This is a genomic window from Paenibacillus assamensis DSM 18201 (assembly GCF_000422445.1).
Classification (GTDB): domain Bacteria; phylum Bacillota; class Bacilli; order Paenibacillales; family Paenibacillaceae; genus Paenibacillus_B; species Paenibacillus_B assamensis.
The window spans coordinates 122,659-141,200 of record NZ_AULU01000006.1 but is presented as its reverse complement, the minus strand read 5'-3'; the positions used below and the strand labels follow the sequence as shown (position 1 = coordinate 141,200).

The 18,542-nt window shown below is 44.5% G+C and carries 10 protein-coding genes; 2 read left to right on the top strand and 8 right to left on the bottom strand.

Annotated elements, in window-relative coordinates:
- Positions 1 to 16: 16 nt before the first annotated feature.
- Positions 17 to 655, top strand: a complete 639-nt coding sequence (mtnB, locus tag H580_RS0103620; protein ID WP_028593579.1) for a methylthioribulose 1-phosphate dehydratase — start codon at positions 17 to 19, stop codon at positions 653 to 655.
- 138 nt (positions 656 to 793) lie between these two features.
- On the opposite strand, the gene H580_RS25345 is transcribed toward mtnB, so the two are convergent.
- Together H580_RS25345 and H580_RS23215 are read right to left on the bottom strand one after the other, a co-directional pair.
- The gene (locus H580_RS25345; RefSeq protein ID WP_169449344.1) at positions 794 to 2,788 is read right to left on the bottom strand and encodes a DUF7507 domain-containing protein; all 1,995 of its coding nucleotides are present in this window, start codon (positions 2,786 to 2,788) and stop codon (positions 794 to 796) included.
- Between the two features lie 83 nt (positions 2,789 to 2,871).
- Positions 2,872 to 11,508, bottom strand: coding sequence for a DUF11 domain-containing protein (locus tag H580_RS23215; protein ID WP_084508902.1), 8,637 nt, complete (start codon positions 11,506 to 11,508; stop codon positions 2,872 to 2,874).
- Positions 11,509 to 11,691: 183 nt separating this feature from the next.
- Here H580_RS23215 and H580_RS0103610 point away from each other — a divergent pair, with 183 nt between their 5' ends.
- Positions 11,692 to 11,889, top strand: coding sequence for a hypothetical protein (locus H580_RS0103610; RefSeq protein ID WP_028593578.1), 198 nt, complete (start codon positions 11,692 to 11,694; stop codon positions 11,887 to 11,889).
- A gap of 36 nt (positions 11,890 to 11,925) precedes the next feature.
- Here the strand turns inward: H580_RS0103610 and H580_RS0103605 are convergent, their stop codons facing one another.
- The 6 genes from H580_RS0103605 to H580_RS0103580 all read right to left on the bottom strand — a co-directional run bounded on the left by H580_RS0103605 (position 11,926) and on the right by H580_RS0103580 (position 18,393).
- Positions 11,926 to 12,612 carry a DnaD domain-containing protein gene (locus tag H580_RS0103605; protein ID WP_028593577.1) on the bottom strand — a complete coding sequence of 229 codons (687 nt, stop codon included), beginning with the start codon at positions 12,610 to 12,612 and terminating at the stop codon, positions 11,926 to 11,928.
- 173 nt (positions 12,613 to 12,785) lie between these two features.
- Positions 12,786 to 14,081 carry an asparagine--tRNA ligase gene (asnS, locus tag H580_RS0103600; protein WP_028593576.1) on the bottom strand — a complete coding sequence of 432 codons (1,296 nt, stop codon included), beginning with the start codon at positions 14,079 to 14,081 and terminating at the stop codon, positions 12,786 to 12,788.
- A 41-nt stretch (positions 14,082 to 14,122) separates the two neighbouring features.
- Positions 14,123 to 15,328 (bottom strand): acetate/propionate family kinase, encoded by a 1,206-nt coding sequence (locus H580_RS0103595; RefSeq protein WP_028593575.1) that lies wholly within the window; start codon positions 15,326 to 15,328, stop codon positions 14,123 to 14,125.
- Positions 15,325 to 16,197, bottom strand: coding sequence for a 3-hydroxyacyl-CoA dehydrogenase family protein (locus tag H580_RS0103590; RefSeq protein WP_028593574.1), 873 nt, complete (start codon positions 16,195 to 16,197; stop codon positions 15,325 to 15,327). Before H580_RS0103590 ends, H580_RS0103595 begins: the two co-directional genes overlap by 4 nt.
- 140 nt (positions 16,198 to 16,337) lie before the next feature.
- On the bottom strand, positions 16,338 to 17,858 hold the full coding sequence (locus tag H580_RS0103585) for an AAA family ATPase (protein ID WP_028593573.1): 1,521 nt from the start codon (positions 17,856 to 17,858) through the stop codon (positions 16,338 to 16,340).
- Positions 17,830 to 18,393, bottom strand: a complete 564-nt coding sequence (locus H580_RS0103580; protein ID WP_051217214.1) for a hypothetical protein — start codon at positions 18,391 to 18,393, stop codon at positions 17,830 to 17,832. Before H580_RS0103580 ends, H580_RS0103585 begins: the two co-directional genes overlap by 29 nt.
- Positions 18,394 to 18,542 lie beyond the last annotated feature (149 nt).

The window sequence follows — 18,542 nt, the reverse complement described above, 5'->3', positions numbered from 1 at the left end:
AAGGGAGCCCTGTGCATTGATCACTCTTTCATCCGAACAGAAGCAGCACGCTTTCCAAGAACTACGCTCCATCAAGGAACAATTTGCTGCACGTCATTGGTTTCCTGGCACGAGCGGTAACTTATCCGTTAGAGTTGGGGATATAACAGATGGACAGTTTCAATTTGCAATTACAGCGAGTGGCAAAGATAAATCTGTCCATACACCTGAGGACTACTTGCTCGTCAATGAAAATGGTGTGCCCACAGACGCTACTTCATTGAAGCCAAGCGCTGAAACACTCATTCATTGCGAAATCTATCGATTAACTGGCTGTGGTGCCATTTTTCATGTACATACGGTATTTAACAATATCGTATCTGAAGTGTATGGTGATCAAGGCTTTATTCCCGTACAAGCCGTAGAACTAATCAAGGCTTTTAATATTTGGGAAGAAAATGCCCGTATTGAGATCCCAATCGTTCCCAATTACGCACACATACCAAGCATTGTTCCTGAGGTCACGAAAAAATTAAATCCGAGTATTCCCGGGATTATACTGCGCAATCATGGTATTTATGCGTGGGGGGCAAATAGCTTTGAAGCTAAGCGCCATCTTGAAGCCTTTGAATTCCTATTTGAATATGTATATCGCATGGATCTGCTTCGCCGCTAGTATCTAATTCGAAACGCAAAAGTACAAAAAATATCCCACACCACTGTCTAAAAGTGATGCGGGATATTTTTATTTCACATGATTTATCTATCCAACAAGACTGATGTTCAACGTTGCTAGTTGTCTTTGTTCTACGTCTTATTCTTCATCTTCCTGTAGAATAACCTCGACGGTATTTGAATAGTACGGAAATTCCCTACTAATCGTACCAACGACAGCTGTCGAAATTACGTATGCTGTATTCGAAATTATACCTTCCCGATACTGGGTCACTCTCGCTTTATATTGTATATGGACAATCTCATTTGATTCCACATTCGAAATATGAATCCCATCCGCTAAGACACAATCTTTCTGCCTTACTCCATCAACTGTAAGCGTATCAGACACCAGCCTTAGGTTAGAAGGCAGTTGATCCACCACTTCTAGTGACAAATTCATATTTCCTGTATTTTGAATCGCAATAGCATAGCTAATCGTATCGCCTACCGTTACGACTTTTGAAGAAGTTGACTTCACAACGGTTATCGAAGGATCATACAGCGGAACGCTATCTGAGGTTATAGCGACTTGACCTAATGTGATCACTCCATCCACCCAACGATAGTCGTATGAAATATTACCTCCAATGACTAAGTTACTGCCATCACGCAACGGAAGGATTCGTATTTGGAAACGAACAATAATCTTCTCGCCTTTCTTTAATCGTTCGACGATAAGTCCGGCAAATGGATTTTCGTCCAACGGTATTCCATTCACCATCAAGCTGTCAATAACGAAAGCAGCATTTGCATTCATAGTAAACTTCAATAAGAGATTGAATAAATCATCATTTGAAATATTGTCAATGACATATTCCAGATTAATGACATCGCCAACAAAGACGATCTGAGGAATGCTCCTAGGATTCAAATACACGCTCACCTTTTTATTGCGATCTGGGTCAATTGGTGGTGGCGGCGGAATCGGTGGACCTGGTTCTGCGGTAATCGCGACTCTATTGGAAGAAACAGACCCTTGGATTTGTTCAGCCGAATATCTAACCGATGCTTGATTTACCAAAATCCTATTTGCTGCATACTGAGCAAGCTTTACTCTAAATGTGATTGTGATCGTACTCCCCGCTTCAATCGTTCCAATAGGAATACCCGCAGCCACGTCGAACCTATTCATATCAGGCAATCCGTTAATGGTAACACTGTCAGGTATCCACTGCAAACCACTCGGCAGCAGATCAACGACAAGCAAATTGTAAAGCGGATGTGTCAATATATTTGTAATTACAATCGTATACGCCACTTCAGAACCAACTTGAATGACAGAAGCAGAGGCAGATTTTCGTACGATCAGCGGCTCAGACACAATGATTTGCTCTGCTTGTGCAGAATACGTGCTGACAGCTTTACGTCCACTTTGCAAATCAATCGTAAATAATGCCCCTACCTCATTTAGAAGCTTTCCTGAGCTCGGTCTTGCAAGTACTCGCACATCGAACTGCACCCTCACAACCTGACCGATCGTAAATGGTTTCCACAACACTCCTGTTTCTGGCGATTCACCAAGCCTCGGTTCTCCGTTTACGAACAAGCTGCCCGGAATATATTCTACTTCAGTTGGTAATTTATCAAAAATAAGCAGTTCTCCAGATAGTACTCCATTATGCACAGCATCAATTTGATAAGTAAACTGACTACCTACCATGACGACAGACGCTTCTGCCTGCTTCGACAATTGTACTCCGGAAGGAAACAGTTCCACATAAATGATATTTGAACGGATCAATTCTTGTTCTCCACTTACTTGATACGATAGATTCGCTTGTGTACTCGTTGTCTCTCGTTCAGGCACATAAGTAATCAATACGGAATATTGAATAACAACTTCCTCACCTGGATTGATGTCAGCAAGTAAGATGGCATAAGGCGTTGTTTGTGTTTGTTTTACTCCTTGAATAACAATACTGTCTGGGACATATCGAGAGTATTCAGTTAATACATTCGTCAAAACCGCTTGCCTTATCGTTCTGGCCGAATTGTTCGTCAAAATAATCGTAAACTGAACCATTTCACCAGAAATCGCATCTGGAACATCCACTAGCTTCACTAGGCTGACGGCAGAGTCATAGACGGGCACGGCCACTTGATTAGACGAAGTCTGTAAAATGACCGTTCTCCCGCTATATGGCTCAAATTGTATCGTTGCTGCCGCCTCGTTCGTCAGCCTGTCGAGGGGGGGAGCGACGTCACTTCAACTTGGAATGTTACTGTCGTCGACGTTCCAGGAGCAATATTGCTCAACGTAATCCCCGTCTGTGGATTAGATGCTGGAGACGGTACGCCATCAATCGTAACACTGCCTGGGACAAAGGTACCTCCTTCTGCAATCGGATCGGTTAGCACCGTTGAGGCCCCTATATTACCATCATTTCGTGCCACCAGTGTATAGGTGACTGTATCCCCGACTGTGGCTTCACTTTGGCTTATTGTTTTGGTCACCGTAATTATAGCTTGAACGACCGCAACGGTTACCGTATTTGAAATGGACGTGCCTGTAAATGTGCCAGATGTAAAGCTCACGGTAGCTTGATTTGATAAGGCAGGAGGGTCCGGCAAAGAAACGACACGCACTTGGAATTTAACCGTTTCTGTTTGTCCCGGTGCAATTGTATTAAGATCGATGCCCGAAGTAGGCTGGCTATCAGGTACGCTTACGTTATTGACGATGACACTCCCTGAAATAAATTCACTGCCTGCTGGAATTGGATCAAAAACTACTGCATTATTTACCGTTTCAATACCATTATTCGTCACGGTAATTGTATAGGTCACAACATCATTAAACACGGCAACAGTTGCATCAGCAGACTTGGCAATCGTCACATCGGGTGATGAAACTGGAATGGTCACTGTATTCGATTGGATTAGCCCGCTTATGGTGCGTCCGGATGGTAAAGCGTACGTATAATCAACATCCGCCTGATTAAGCAGCTCTTGAGATGGCGGCAGTGATACGATATTAATTTGGAAAGCAACAGTCACAGAACCACTTGCCCCAATCGTACTAATCGCAAATCCCGTATTTGGATTAGCAGTAGGCTGGGCCGCCCCGTTTATCGTCACACTGCCTGGGACAAATACGCTGCCTACTGGCGTTGCGTCCGTGAACACAGCCGTCGCAGCTGTATTTCCTGTATTTGATACAACGATCGTATACTGTACCGTATCCCCTACCGTTGCTACTGAGCGTGATGCGCTCTTTAAGGCGGCAATTCTCGCTTCATACACAGGAACAGACACTGGATTTGATGGGACGGTCGCACTATAGGAACCTAACGAGAACGATGCGCTAGCTGTATTATCAATCGATTGCGTTGGTGGCAATGCAACGACAGTTAGTTGATAGGTTACTGTTGCCGTTGCACTTACCTCAATCACCCCAACAAATACACCTGTCGCTGGATTCGCATCTGGTATAGAGGCACCATTCACCGTTACACTACCCGCTACAAAACTTGCTCCAGTTGGCAGCGGATCGTTAACAATAACATTCGTAACTGGTTCGATGCTCGTATTCGCAAGCAGTACACTGTACGTAATCGTATCTCCTATCGCCGCCTCCGTTGTGATTGTACCTTTAACTACATCTAGATTAGGCAGGAATACAGGAATCGTCACCGTATTGGATACAATATTGCCACTTTTCGTTCCTCCATCTGGCAATTGGAAGGAATAAGGAACGGATGCTTGATTGCTCATATTTCCACCATCTGGCAAGGAAACAACGTTAACTTGGAATGTAACCGTCACATTTTCGCTCGGATTGCTTGAAACTGGAATACCTAAGGTTGGATTGGCTCCAGCGACTGGTACACCATTCACCGTTACACTATTCTGAATAAATACGACATTCGCTGGCAGAGGATCGGTCACGACAGCACTTGCTGTAATATTTCCAGTATTCGTTACAACTACGGTATACGTTACTGTATCTCCGACACTTGTCGCAGCATGGTTGGCGCTTTTTGCTGCTGCCAGCGTCGCCTCGAACACAGATATGCTAAGCGGATCGGCCACAGTCGATCCCGTAAATGTTCCGCGTGTAAAGGTTATCGTTGGCTGAGTAGTCACGTTTGGCGGAGATGGTACCGAATTAACTAGCAACTGATACGAAACGAGTACAGATTGACCTGAATTTAGCGAGCCTACAGGTATACCAACAGAAGGATCTGCTCCAGGTATTGGTGTTCCGTTTATCGTCACACTGCCAGAAACGAATGAAGTGCCTGCTGGAATTGGTTCCGTAATGACAACAGTCGTGAGTCCTTGGATTCCATTATTCGTAGCGGTAATATTGTAGGTAATAATATCACCAACAGACACACTCGTTCGATTAGCCATCTGAGTGAGAGAGACATCTGGAACAGAGACCGGGACATTTACGATATTCGATGAAGCACTTCCATTCAACGTTCTTGCATCTGGTAATGTAAACGTAAAGGCTGCAGTTGCTTGGTTGGATAGTACAGGAGGTACTGGCTGGGAGACGACATTTACTTGGAACGTGACTGGCACACTTGCATTAGCTGCTAAGCTGCCAATACTGAATCCAACCTGCGGGTCAGCACTCGGTAAAGGTGTTCCACCTACAAGAACAGAGTTCGGAACGAAAACAGCCCCATTAGGTATCGGATCCGTTAATGTAATATTCGCTGCAATATTGCCCGTATTGCTAACTTGAATCGTATACGTGAATGTATCTCCTATGGATGCATTCGTTAATTCAGAGCTCTTCCCTAAAGTTAGAGCAGGCTGGTAGACGGCAATTACTATAGTGTTAGAAGTGGAAGTTCCTGTGAAAGTTCCCGAAGTGAAAGAAGCTGTTGCTTGATTCACTAATGTCGGTGGTACAGGGACAGTAACTACATTTGTCTGGAACGTCACAAGTACAGTTGTGCTTGTTGCAATCGCACCAATGGTAATACCCGTTTGCGGATCTGCCGTCGGTATCGGTATTCCATTTATCGTTACGCTGTTTGGTACGAATGAAGTTCCATCTGGTATAGAGTCTGTCAAGGTCACATCTGTTACAGGTGCTACACCGCTGTTACTCAAACTAATCGAATAAATAATGGTGTCCCCGACACCTACGGATGTATAGTTGGATGCTTTGCTTAAGGTCAGATTAGGTGATGAAACAGGTATAGTAACCGGATTGGATGTCACTAGCCCTGTAAGGGTACGACCATCTGGAGCGATATAAGAGTATCCTACTGTCGCCTGATTGACCAACTCTTGTGGTGAAGGTAGTGACGTTACATTTATTTTGAAAGACACATTTGCCGAACCGCCTGCTTCAATCGTACCCAGCGGAATCCCGGTTGCTGGATTAAGCCCTGGACGTGGCTCGCCATTGACAATAACGCTGTTCGCCAACAATACGGCGCCAGGAGGTACATTATCGATCAACGTCCCGATGACATTAATATTGCCCGTATTTGTAACAACGATTGAGTACGTAATAATATCTCCAACGGTGGCAACAGTCTCGTTTGCCTGTTTAGCTGCTGCAAGTATCGGCTGATATACTGTAATGGATATTGAGTTAGACCAAGAAGATCCTGTAAAGGTACCAGATGTATAGCTTACCGTCGCTTGATCGACCAGCACTTGTGACGGCGGGAGTTCAGTAACGTTAGCACTAAAGCTAATCGTGACCGTCTGATTCGGCACAATCGTTCCTAACGTTATCCCCGTAGTTGGATTCTCCCCTAATCTTGGAAACCCATCCACAAGTACGCTATCTGTTACAAATGAAGATCCAGGTGCAATCGGATCAACCAGTATAGCATTGGTCACATTTTCAATCCCATTATTTCGTACGACAAAGCTATAAACGACTTCATCGCCTACGACAACCGCCGTTACATTCGATGCTTTTGTCACATTAACATCGGGATTTGATACAGGTATCGTTACGGTATTCGATGTTAATGAACGAGAAACGATACGGCCCGAAGGTAATGTAAACGAATAGTCGATAACGGCACTATTGCTAATGGTTTGTGTTGCTGGCAGTGACACAATATTCAATTGAAACGTCAACACGGACGTCGTATTCGGCGCCACCGATCCAAGATTAACACCATTAGCAATATTGGCTCCTGCTATCGGTACACTATTAATGGTTACGGTATTTGGTACAAAAATGGTTCCATCTGGTATCGGATCGGTCACCACAACGTTAGCAGAAACATCCCCGCTGTTACTTATTGCAATGGTATAAGTAATGGTATCTCCAACGGTAGCATTTGAAAGATTGGCCGATTTGGTTGTCTGAATAATGGCATCATAAATAGGCACTGAACTCGTATTGGAGGTAGAACTACCTGTAAATGTACCCGAAGTAAAGCTGACAGATGCTGTATTCGTTAAGAACGGAGGCGCTGGCAACGAAGTAACCTGAACCTGGAATGTCACATTTAACGTCTGCCCAGGTACAATTGTACCCACATTAATACCATTTTCGGGATTAGCAACTGGGCGACTGGCACCACCTACAATAACACTTCCAAGTACAAAGGCAGAGCCAGTAGCAATCGTGTCACTCACAATAGCATTCGTCACATTTTCAAAACCATCATTTGTAATGGCTAGCGAGTACGTTAAAATATCGTTTAAGGTCGCTTCTACTGCATCCACACTTTTTACTATCGATATATTCGGAGCAGAGACTGGAATCGACAACGGATTGGATACAATGCTCTTATCTACCGCTCGGCCTGACGGCAGCTGATAACTATAACCAATGGTTGCTTGGTTATTTAATGTTTGAGGGGATGGCAGTGAAGTCACATTTACTTGGAACGTAACCGTAATCGTTTCCCCGGCAGTAATTGTACCCAGAGCAATTCCAGTAGCAGGATTGGCATCTGGTTGGGCTACCCCCGAAATGATGACCGTATTAGGAACAAAGGTTGTTCCTACCGGAATCGTATCCGTTAAAATAGCACTAGCCGCATAGTTGCCTGTATTCGCTACTGCAAAGGAATACGTGATCGTATCCCCTACTGTCGCTCTAGTATGGTCGGCACTTTTTGCAGCGGTAATAGTCGGTTCATATACCGGAATCGTGAGCGCATTCGAAGCCGACGTTCCAGAAAATGTTCCAGATGTGTAAGATACGATGGCTTGAGTCGTCAACACAGCAGTTGGTGGCAGCGTATCTACTCTTACTTGAAACGTCACTGGAATAGACTGCCCTGGCGCAATGACACCGATCGGAATACCCGTTCGCGGATCCTCGGCAGGAGCTGGAACACCATTGATTACGACACTACCAGCTATAAAAGATGCTCCTACCGCCAATTGATCGGAGGCAATTACCGCATCAATGTTGGCAATTCCTGAATTGGTTGTGTTGATCATATACGTAATGATGTCGCCTACGGTCACATCTGGCAAATTAGCAGTGAGCGCTACACCAACGCTTGGCGACGATACTGGAATGGTTGACGTATTCGATTGAATTGACCCAATCAAAGTCCGTCCATCTGGAAGCAAATAGCTGTATGAAACGGTTGCTTGATTAGATAGAATTTGCGGCGTCGGCAGTGAGGCTACATTCACTTGAAACGTAACAGTGGCTACGCCCCCTGGTTCGATAATACCTACTAAAATACCTGTCCCTGGCGTACTTCCAGGCTTAGGAACACCATTTACAGCGACACTATTCGGAATAAATGCCGTCCCGGCTGGAATCGTATCTGTCACGGTGGCTGTCGCCGCATAGTTCCCCGTATTTTGAATCGTGACTGTATACGTAATCGTATCCCCAACCGTAGCTCGGGACTCACTCCCTTGCTTCGCAGCACTTATAATAGGCTGGAATACAGCAATACTGACCGTATTAGAAGTTGATGTGCCTGTAAATGTGCCGGCAGTAAACAGTACCGTGCTTTGATTTAACAAAGTACCGCTCGGCTGTGGTATCGAATCTACACTAACTTCAAACGTAACGGGTACTGTCTGACCGGGAGCAATCGTTCCAATTGCTAGCCCTGATGATGGATCCGTCCCTGGACGTGACACCCCGTTCACCGTGACACTATTCGGTACAAATGTCGAGCCGCTGGCAAAAGTATCCGTCAAAACGGCATTCGTTACATTGTCCACGCCTTGATTTCTTACATTCACCGTGTATCGAATAGTATCGCCAATTGCAGCAACCGTACGACTTGTTTGTTTGACAATAGATACGTTCGGTGCAGAGACGGGTATAGAAACGGTATTTGAATTGCCTGTTCGCGTTGTCGTTCGACCGCTCGGCGTCTGGAACGTGTAGCTAATCGATACTTGGTTATTTAACTGTTGTGATGGAGGTACAGAAACGACATTGACTTGAAAGGTAACCGTCGACGATGCTCCAGCAGCAATCGACCCAACTGGAATTCCTACCGTAGGACTAGCACCTGTCTGAGTGACGCCATTTACGGTCACGCTGTTAGGAACAAACACCGTACCAGAAGGAATATTGTCCGTCAGGACCACGGTTGAGGCGATATTGCCTGTATTGGATAGCTGTACCGAATAGGTCAACGTATTTCCAACTTGCGCAACGGTTTGATTGACGGATTTTGCCGCTGCTACAGTTGAATTATAAATGGGCAATACTAATAGATTGGACGTTGAAGTACCTGAAAACGTCCCTGATGTAAAGCTCAATGTCGCTTGATTATTCCAATTGCTTGGCGTTGGCGGCAAAGCATCGACCTTGAACTGAAAAGTAACAGGTATCGTTTGACCTGCTGCTATTGTACCAATCGCAATTCCTGTATTCGGATTCGCTAACGGCTGAGGAACTCCAGCAATCGTTACACTGCCTGCTACGAACGATCCAGAAGCAGGGACTGGATCAATGAGAACGGCATTGGTCACAGCAGATATACCGCTGTCCGTTACATTTACCACAAACGTAACAACATCCCCTACTACCGCTTCCGTTACATTTGTACTTTTCACAACATTTACGTTTGGTGAGGATACGGGAATAGACAATGTATTGGATTGGGATGAGCCATTTATTGTTCTGCCGTCTGGCGGTTGGAACGTAAATGCAGCGGATGCTTGGTTGGTCAACTGCTGGGGCGTCGGAACTTGAGTTACGTTTACATCGAAGCTCACGTTAACCGTACCGTTAGGGGGTACGTTCCCCGAATTGATACCTGACACTGGATTCCCTCCTGGAACCGGCACACCTCCAACCCTTACACTGTTCGGCACAAACACAGAACCGCTAGGGATCGGATCGGTCACCGTTACATTGGCACTAATGCTACCTGTGTTTTGAACTGCAATGTTGTAGGTGATCGTATCTCCTACCGTTGCAGCGATAGAGCTCCCTGTCTTCACCAAATTAATAACCGGCGCTAATACAGGAACACTGCTTACATTTGATACGGATGAACCTGAGACGGTAGACCCGCCAGAAATACTTTGGAAAGAATAGCTAACAGCCGCTTGATTGTTCTCCTGAAACCCTGTAGGCACTGAAGCAACTCTGATTGTTAACTGTATGGTATTCGTACTTCCTGGAGCCAAAGTTCCAATTGATATACCCGTGCTTACATTCGGATTGCTCAGTACATTGCCATTCAATCTGACACTATTGGCGACAAGTGTTGTACCTGCTGGAATTATATCTGTGAATACTGCGTTGGTCGCATTTAATGACCCTGTATTCGTAATAACGACCGTGTACGTAATGTTGTCTCCCACTACCGCAAAGGTAGATGGAGTCGATTTCGTTAAATTGACTTGTGGTGAATTAATATTAATTTGAAGAGCATTAGCGTTTACTAGATACGCATCACCTGATGAGGTTAGTTGCAATACCGCACTTGTCTGATTGTTGCTTAACGTAGAGGAAACGTCGACATTTGTAATATCCCAACCTTGTCTACCTCCTGAAATATTGGTTCCAGGTGCGCCATTTACCGCATTTCTCGTACCAAAAGTTCCACTCGTATCCAAGGTGCCATCATCTTTATTAATTTGGGAAGCAAAAAAGTTGTTTGCAAAATTGTTTGGTCCGCTTAAGGTCGTTAAATTACCCGTATTAGGTCCAAACTTGGCCTGATCTCCAGTTCTATTGGCATCTCCCTCTTGAGCACTAAACAGCGCTCTTCCTGAAACCGTGCCCGACGTTGGTGTAGCGAAACCCGTTATTGAGGTAGAAACTGCAGAACCTCCAGCACTGATGTACAAAGAACCTACACGAAGAGACATATTACGAAATGGAAGGGTCGGATTCAAATAAACGACAGCCAATGTCCAGCCCGCATGATTGGACGTATCATCTGGAACGACGATGGTACCGACTACATTTCCAACCGTGTATGTGCCAGTACCTGCACTGGTAATGATAGATGTTACATTCGCTGAACGGACATAACCGAGAATACCAGTGGCCATCGTTACGCTTTGCGCAGTCGCGCTATCTGGTTGTATGCTAAACGATGTGCCTGCTGGTGTTCGTAAAGTAACGGGATTATTAATATTAGCCGTTAGGTTGACATTCCCGTTAACATAGGTGCCGCCCCAAATCAATTCTGCATACAACACAGTACTTCCTGAGGGAATGACTAATACAGCAGCAGCACTATTTGATGTATAGTTCGAAGTAGTCCCGAAAGGATACGTGCCAAATCTCAAAGACGTGTCGACGGTTGTGAAGGCACCTATGCTATCTAGCGTTCCCGGTACGCCCACTGTATCTGATCGACTAAGGCCGAGCGTGTTTCCTGTAAATGTGATGGCGCCTCTCTGATTATCACTATACCTGACAACAAAAGCCATCCCTTCACCGCCCTGTCGTTATTCGTTCCTATTCTATGAAAAGACAAGAATCGAATATAACCTTCTCTTTCAAACAATGAACGGCTTTATCATATAAATTGGTGTAAACAACACGGTAAGATTGTCCATTGCCCCTTCCAATCCTTTTCATACAATATTAGTAACGTACTAAGGAGGGTTAACATGTCTCAAGATGTCGTTTCTTTGCAAATATACGCGCAAGTAAGCAGCCCAGAAGAAAAGAAGCTGCTAGACGATCTGCACCAGCATCTTATACGCCATGTTGTACAACTTAATTTATCTGGGTTCGCCTCTGTTACGTTGCAAAATGTTGCAGCTCCAACTGAAGCGAATGTATCGCCTGATACATCCAACAAATAATTTAAGCCCGCTGCCTATAAATAGCAGCGGGCTTCATTATGAGCGGCCATTGCCACGAAACTTCTGAGTAAAGTTGCGAGCATCTTCCACCGTTCGTATTTTGTTTCGACTCCATTCTAATAAAATGCGATCAATATAACGGAAATGTACTTTCCCAGCAAATACAGCCTCTTTTAAAGCCATAAGAATAATCGGTTCCGAATAATGATCATCATCGATCCATCCTGCAATCGTCTCGCATTCCATTGGTGATAATGGTCTGCCGAATTCTTTCTCAAAAATATCAAACAAATTAGGAGTATTTTCCTCTGAGCGGTTTCCATGCTGCTGTCTTTGGCGTTGGCGTTCTTCTCGAATATCCTCTGCCAGAACAACGGCAAGCTTCTCCCATATCCCTTCAAGATTGTAGCATTCCCCCTGCACTCGGGTGATCGGGTCAATATGCTCATCAATCGATAGAAAGCCTTCCTTCATTAAACGCTGCAGCGCTGAAATAACTACCGTTTCCGTGGAGCTCATTCGTTCTTGTATTTCATCAATAGTAGGAAACTCTTTGCACTCATTTTGTTTGAAATCCATTAAGTGAATAAGCAGCATTACTTCTATGTCTGTTAATTGGAGACGTTTATAATGCGTAAACAAAGCGGCAGGAAGTGAGAGTTGTCCACTTTGCATCTGTCGGGCAATGCCCTTCGCATAAGCTCGCCATGCATCTGCACTCATACGTTTCCCTCCTGTTCCTTCATCCACAACCATCTAACTTCAAGGCGGCTATCTGTAAAGACTTCCACCTTTGTCCTATTGTCTCATAATTTGCTCACTTTTGTCATGGAAAAGACAATACATCCCGTACCACAAAAGTAGTACGGGATGTATGGAACCATCTTATTAAGATGTTATGGATACAAGCGATATAATGTACGTGGGAAAGCAATCGTCTCACGAACATGATCAAGACCACAGATCCAAGCGACAGTACGCTCCAATCCAAGTCCGAATCCGGAGTGAGGAACCGTTCCATATTTACGTAGATCCATGTACCATTGGTAAGCTTCTGTAGACAACTCATGCTCACGGAAACGCTCTTCCATAAGAGCAGGATCGTCGATCCGCTGAGATCCACCGATAATCTCTCCGTATCCTTCTGGTGCGATCATGTCTGCACAGAGCACAACATCAGGACGATTCGGATCTGGCTTCATATAGAATGCCTTAATTGTCGTTGGATAATGCGTAATAAATACCGGTGTCTCATATTTTTCAGCAATAGCTGTTTCATGAGGAGCACCGAAATCTTCACCCCATGGAATGTCGAAGCCTTGCTCTTGCAAAAATGCAATCGCATCATCATAGGTGATACGCGGGAATGGAGCTACAACTTTTTCAAGCTTGGAAACGTCACGTCCCAACGTCTCCAATTCCGCACGACAGTTCTTCAATACCGTTTGAACGACATGAGAAACGAACTGTTCTTGAACGCGAAGGTTTTCTTCATGATCAACGAACGCCATTTCAGGTTCAATCATCCAGAACTCGATCAAGTGGCGACGAGTTTTCGACTTTTCTGCACGGAACGTTGGACCGAAGGAATACACTTTACCTAGAGCCATTGCCGCTGCTTCCATATAGAGCTGACCACTTTGAGTTAGGAAAGCATCCTCTTCAAAGTATTTCGTATGGAACAAGTTCGTCGTTCCTTCGCAAGAAGAAGGTGTCAAGATCGGCGGATCAACTAGTGCGAAACCGCGATCATCGAAAAATTGCTGAACTGCTCGAATAATCTCAGCACGTACAGTCAAAATAGCACGCTGCTTCGGCGCACGAATCCAAAGGTGACGGTGATCCATCAAGAAGTCAACACCGTGCTCCTTCGGTGTAATTGGATAATCTTCCGTAATCTGAATAATTTCGATGCCCGTTACAGTCATCTCGTATCCAGACTTGGAGCGCTCTTCTGCACGAATCAAACCTGTTACATACAAAGAACTTTCTTGTGTTAAGCTCTTAGCAGCTTCCCATACTTCCTCCGGCAATTCACTGCGTACTGCTACACCTTGAATATAACCAGATCCGTCACGCAGCTGCAAAAATTGAATTTTGCCACTGGAGCGCTTGTTGTGTAGCCAGCATCCGATGCGGACTTCTTCGCCCACATGACGGCTAACTTCACGAATGACACATGTTGTTGCCATTGTCTTCGTTCTCTCCCTTATGTGCTTATGCGTTGAGCAATTTATTTCACGTTGCCAGCAAGACGATACGTATCACGTGCAATCATGAGCTCTTCATTCGTAGGAATGACGAGTACCGCAATTTTAGAGTTCGGTGTTGAAATATAACGAGGCTCTTTAGAGCGGATTTTATTTAACTCTTGGTCAATTTCAACGCCCAAGAATGTTAGTTTCTCACATACACGCTGGCGAACTGTAGCCGAGTTCTCACCTACACCCGCTGTAAATACGATTACATCTACGCCGTCCATAGCCGCTGCATAAGCACCGATATATTTGCGGATACGATATTCGTACATTTCAAATGCCAATGTTGCATTTGGCTCACCATTTTGCATACCTTCTTCGATCTCACGCATATCACTAGATGTACCGGAGATCGCTTGCAAACCACTGTGCTTATTCAACATAGAGTTTACTTCATTTACAGTAAGGTCTTCTTTGCTCATTGTATATGGCACAATTGCAGGGTCCAAGTCACCAGAGCGAGTACCCATCATTAGACCTTCAAGCGGTGTCATACCCATTGTTGTATCTACAGACTTGCCGCCCTCAACTGCAGTCAAGCTGCCGCCGTTACCGATGTGACAAGTAATAATCTTCAAGTCTTCAAGCGGACGATTCACAACTGCCGCAGCTTGCTTGCTTACGTAGTCATGAGACGTACCATGGAAACCGTAGCGGCGAATTTTATGCTTTTTGTAAAGTACTTGCGGAATTGCATACATATAAGATCTTGCTGGCATTGATTGGTGGAATGCCGTATCAAATACACAAACTTGTGGAACATTCGGCATATTCGTCTCTGCTGCTTTGATACCCATCATACACGCTGGGTTATGAAGCGGTGCCAAGTCGAATAGACGACGAATTTCTGCTTTCACTTCAGAAGTTACAAGTACAGAACCTTTAAATGTTTCACCACCGTGAACGACACGATGTCCAACAGCTTCGATCTCATCGATGGACTTCACTACACCAACTTCAGCGTCTGTCAACTTGTCCAACACTTTGCGAATTGCAGTCGTGTGGTCAAGGATTTCGCTTACTTCAGACGTCTCGTCTGTGTGATGAGGCTCATGAACGAGAATAGATGAATCCATGCCAATACGCTCAACGCGACCACTCGCTAGAGCTGTTTCACTTGACATATCGTATACTTGGTATTTCAACGACGAGCTTCCTGCGTTTATTACGAGAATTTTCATAGTCTATCCCCATCCTTGTCATACTTGAAAAATCCAGCGCCAGTCTTAACGCCTAGTTGATTTGCACGCACCATTTTTTTCAACAACACAGACGGACGATACTTGATATCCCCGAATTCACGGAACATGCCTTCCATCGCTGCCAATACCGAATCAAGTCCAAAGTGATCAGCCATTTCAAGCGGACCATACTGGAAATTATAACCGATCTTCATCGCATTGTCGACGTCTTCTGGTGTAGCAACACCTTCTTGAAGAACGTGAAGTGCTTCATTAATAAGCACGCAAATAAGCCGTGTAGTTACGAAACCAGGCGATTCATAAACCATTACGCCCTTCTTCTGAACAACTTCTTCCACGAAACGCTTTGTCTCAGAGAATGTTTCTTCAGACGTTTTCAAACCACGGATAATTTCAACCAAGTCAATTTTGGATACCGGATAAATAAAGTGCATACCGATTACACGAGACGGGTATTTCGTCGTGCTTGCCAACTCAGTAAGGGATAATGTAGAAGTATTGCTCGCTAAAATAATATTACTTGGGCAAACGCGATCAAGCTCTGCAAATACAGCTTTCTTTGCTTCAAGATCTTCAGAAATGGTCTCGATAACCATATCGCAAGCACTTAGCTCTGCCAAGTGAGTAACCTTATTAATGCGGGACAAGATTAGTTTTTTTTCTGCTTGGGTAATTGCCCATTTCTCCAACTGCTTGTCCAAGCTCAGTTCGATCATTGAGTAAGCATGGTCTAACTTCTCTGGCGTCTGCTCAACAAGCAATACATCTAGACCTTTAACAGCAAGCATTTCTGCAATGCCTTGGCCCATAGTACCGCCGCCAATGACGCCTATCTTTTTGAAAAACATGGTCTCTTCCACCTTTCATGTTGCTATGCTCTCCCGATATTGTACCCGAAGGACAGGTATCGTTATCAGCACAAATTGCATAGGTAACTAACCATATCTTATCATTTTTCATGAATATGAAGTGAAAAAACCAGTGATTTTCACACTGGTATTTTCTTACTGTCACAAAATAGACACCTAAATGCATTGCCATCAAGTCTTTCGTCTTGTAGCAGTGGCAAAATAGCTTGATCAAACACGTCTCTATTCTGTTCCAACTGTTGACGAACTTTACGATGAAGCTCGTCTAATATGCGATTTATTTCCGTTGTTAGCTTTTCATTGGATACATGCTTTAGTCGCACAATTCCCAGCTCCGTGAGCCCTGCATTAACCATCGTTTCTACAATATTCAAAGCTTGGTCGAAGTCCCCTTGAGAACCGGTAGAGCGATCTCCATAAAACATTTCTTCTGCTACAGCTCCACCTAAAGCAATCATTATCTGCTCTTCCAAAAAAGGTTTTGTATAAATATAACGATCTTGCTGTGGTTGATGTCGCACATAACCAAGCGCTTGACCACGCGGACTTAGTGAAATTTGAGAAACACTCCCTGGGCGTACTGCCTCGGCTGCAATCGCATGTCCAAGTTCATGTACAGCTACTCGGAACCGTTCATCCTGCGCTGTTTCACGATCTGTTTTTTCACCCATCATGACTTTATCAATCGCTTGTGTAAGGTGCCTCATCTGAATTTGCACATCCGCTTCACGCATAGCATAGATCGCACCTTCATTCAGAACGCTTTCCAATTGTGCTCCAGAGAAACCGAAAGTTTCTTCAGCAATACGTTCTAAATTGACATCATCAGCCATCGGTTTATTTTTTGCATGCAGCTGCAAAATATGTGTACGGCCACTTTTATCAGGCAGATCCACTTGAATATGTCGGTCAAACCGACCTGGGCGTAACAAAGCTGAATCTAGCATTTCCTTGCGATTCGTTGCTGCAATAATCAAGATTTGTGGATTCTCACTGCCGTACAATCCATCCATCTCAGTCAAAAGCTGATTCAACGTTTGATCGTATTCCCGCTGCTGCCCACCGTCTCGCTTACCTCCAATGACGTCAATTTCATCAATAAATATGACGGCACTTTCTTTTTTCGCTTTCTTAGCTTGCTGTCGTGCTTCCTTGAATAATTCGCGAATACGCCCTGCGCCAACACCGACGTACATCTCGACGAATTCACTTCCTGATGCACCTAAAAATACAGCATCTGCATAGTTTGCAGCAGCCTTTGCCATTAACGTTTTCCCTGTCCCCGGTGGACCTGTTAACAACAGCCCTTTAAGGGGGCGAATTCCAAACTTGCGTATGTCCTCCCTTTTCACGAGAAAATCCAACGCTTCAATAAGCTCTTGCTTGGCACGATCCTGTCCACCAATATGTTGAAAGTCAATAGACTTATCTGTTAACCGACCTGACTTTGCGCGAGGAGCACTTCCCTCATATCTGTTCATTGCTTGACCTCTGCGCTTCGCAACGACTGCTAGTATTCCAAGCACAGCAGCAGCAAAGACAACAGGCCACACATTAACTCCAATGTAAGCCAAAAGTGCTAGTAACGGAACGAATATGCCAACTCCGATCTCAAGCCATCGTTTTGTTCGATTGTTCATTTGGCCACACCCCCATAGACTCCCCATTGAGCGGCAGCAGCAGCACTTTACTTCCTTTTCCCTTCTCTGCTGTCAGTGTCACATATACATATTCATTATCCATTTCTGTCTTTACAGCTACACCGCTTCCCTCTGCTAGTTTATTCAACTGAATAGGGATATCACCATAGCTGCGATGCGCCATCGCCTCCGTCACGGGAAATAGCGCTTGTGACCACCATCGTTCAAGTTCTGGAGTTGTATGCTCATTGTTTATTTTTATAGAAATATTACGCTTATCTTGTTCACGATTAGCCTGTCGTTTCACATCTTGTACAACAGTCCGAACGTCTGCACCTGGCTCTAAAGAAAGTTCTATAGTAACTTGCTTAGGACCCCATACGACTTTGGCTTGTTGAACCGTATCTATTTGTTGAATGGTTGATTGTAACGGTGTCTCGATCATTTGATGACGATAAAAAGACCAACCGCCGAACAAAACAATCGAACTGACCGCCATTGTCGCAACCAAGGCTGTCCAACGTTTATTTTGCATGATCTTCACTCCTTGATAGGGATTGATAAACCTTCGACGGTACTACTTGTTATACAAAGTGTATAGGTAAAAGTATATCATAATGATATATCATCATTTGAATGTAATGATTGGATCTTCGATTTAACATGCTTTTGTCAAAATCTATC

What these genes read in the sequence shown, in the direction of transcription:
- H580_RS23215 (WP_084508902.1), bottom strand. Translation starts at nt 11,508, where the DNA reads ATGGCTTTTGTTGTCAGGTATAGTGATAATCAGAGAGGCGCCATCACA.
- H580_RS0103610 (WP_028593578.1), top strand. Translation starts at nt 11,692, where the DNA reads ATGTCTCAAGATGTCGTTTCTTTGCAAATATACGCGCAAGTAAGCAGC.
- H580_RS0103605 (WP_028593577.1), bottom strand. Translation starts at nt 12,612, where the DNA reads ATGAGTGCAGATGCATGGCGAGCTTATGCGAAGGGCATTGCCCGACAG.
- asnS (WP_028593576.1), bottom strand. Translation starts at nt 14,081, where the DNA reads ATGGCAACAACATGTGTCATTCGTGAAGTTAGCCGTCATGTGGGCGAA.
- H580_RS0103595 (WP_028593575.1), bottom strand. Translation starts at nt 15,328, where the DNA reads ATGAAAATTCTCGTAATAAACGCAGGAAGCTCGTCGTTGAAATACCAA.
- H580_RS0103590 (WP_028593574.1), bottom strand. Translation starts at nt 16,197, where the DNA reads ATGTTTTTCAAAAAGATAGGCGTCATTGGCGGCGGTACTATGGGCCAA.
- H580_RS0103585 (WP_028593573.1), bottom strand. Translation starts at nt 17,858, where the DNA reads ATGAACAATCGAACAAAACGATGGCTTGAGATCGGAGTTGGCATATTC.
- H580_RS0103580 (WP_051217214.1), bottom strand. Translation starts at nt 18,393, where the DNA reads ATGCAAAATAAACGTTGGACAGCCTTGGTTGCGACAATGGCGGTCAGT.